This window comes from Streptomyces celluloflavus (assembly GCA_000720995.1).
Taxonomy (GTDB): domain Bacteria; phylum Actinomycetota; class Actinomycetes; order Streptomycetales; family Streptomycetaceae; genus Streptomyces; species Streptomyces celluloflavus.
On the sequence record JOEL01000136.1, the window covers coordinates 1 to 537 of the forward strand.

Here is a 537-nt window from a genome sequence, read left to right on the forward strand (position 1 = left end):
AAACGGCGAATGCAACAACACCCGCTCCACCACACCACCCACCCACCCCGAATCCAACGCCAAACCCACCACATCCCCCCGCGTCACACCCACACCCTTAGGCACACCCGAAGAACCCGACGTAAACATCACATACGCCAAACCCTCACCCCCCACCACCACACCCAAATTCCCCCCACCAACAACACCATCAACCACATCACCATCAGACCCCGCACCCGAAACCACACCGGAGCCCGCACCCGAATTCACGCCCAAATCCACGCCCGAATTCACACCCGAATTCACACCCGAAACCACAACCGGCCCCGCAACCGGCTCCGGCCCCACCACAAAATCCCCGACACCATCCCCCACCACCACACGCACACCCGTCTCCGCCAACACCGAAGCCACCCGCGCCTCAGGCCACCGCTCATCCAACGGCACATACACACCCCCCGCCTTCAACACCGCCAAAACCGCCACCACAAACTCCACACCACGACCCAACCGCACCCCCACCGCAACCTCAGGCCCCACACCCAAACCCACCAA

General features: G+C 62.8%; 1 protein-coding gene. It reads right to left on the bottom strand.

All coding sequences use genetic code 11. From position 1 onward, the window contains the following. Nucleotides 1–534: AMP-binding protein (locus IH09_RS38655; protein ID WP_318279676.1), on the bottom strand; the 534-nt coding region annotated here is incomplete at its 3' end. Nucleotides 535–537: the final 3 nt, after the last annotated feature.